Here is a 743-nt window from a genome sequence, read left to right as displayed (position 1 = left end):
CCCCTGGGAAGCGCTCCAAGAACGCCTCAAGGCTAGCGAGCTTCCGCTCTGGCAACACCATCTTCTCACCCAAAGTTTGCTCTAGCAGTGGTTGGAGACGATGCATCCACTCATGCGCTTGCGAACGATGCAGATCAAAAATAATCCCAGCTAGATCAAAGGTGGGATAACACTTGAAGTAGAACAAGATGAAAAACAGCTTCTCTTGGGTGTGAAGCAGGCGTGCTTTACGCCCGCCACCAACGGCGCGTCGACGTGGTTGCTGCTGACGAGCTGCTTCATAAAGGCGGCTGAAAGTCTCGAGCAGTGCCTCAAACGCTTTGCGGTTCAAACCAGTCATGGCTCGCAGCAAGCGGTCTTGCTTCAACACGCGTTGAATGTCCAGCATCGTCTTCACCTATCACTGTCCTCTATTCTCACTTATTCCCCGACAAGTCTATTACTTAAAGCATCTGGATGAATACTGGCACGAGACTTGTAGTGATGGTCAATTTGCCAAGCAGAGTTCAATCCAAGAATTAAAAGATTTTGCTCTTCTAAATAATGAATAATGCATTGCTTTTCATACTCAATGGGATAACTCTCCCCTTTTATAGACTGGTAAAACTCACGAAAATGCAAAAACCGCTTCTGATAATCTGCTTCATTACGAACTGCAATCACATCATTCAAATCAATACATTGATCATCCTTGAACTCTTTTTTATAAGAATCACGCCATTCTAACCAGTAAGCTTCTCTAC

2 protein-coding genes are annotated in these 743 nt (G+C 45.4%); both read right to left on the bottom strand.

All coding sequences use genetic code 11. The features are described from left to right. A partial coding sequence (locus D7Y13_RS50020) for a helix-turn-helix domain-containing protein (RefSeq protein WP_147452665.1) occupies positions 1-388 on the bottom strand: 388 nt, incomplete at its 3' end. Between the two features lie 32 nt (positions 389-420). Continuing rightward, positions 421-743: hypothetical protein (locus D7Y13_RS50015; protein WP_158626212.1), on the bottom strand; the 323-nt coding region annotated here is incomplete at its 5' end.

Origin of the sequence: Corallococcus praedator (assembly GCF_003612125.1) — a bacterium.
Taxonomy (GTDB): Bacteria; Myxococcota; Myxococcia; order Myxococcales; family Myxococcaceae; genus Corallococcus; species Corallococcus praedator.
Note: the sequence above shows the minus strand (reverse complement) of the source record. Positions and strands in the feature narration are given on the sequence as shown.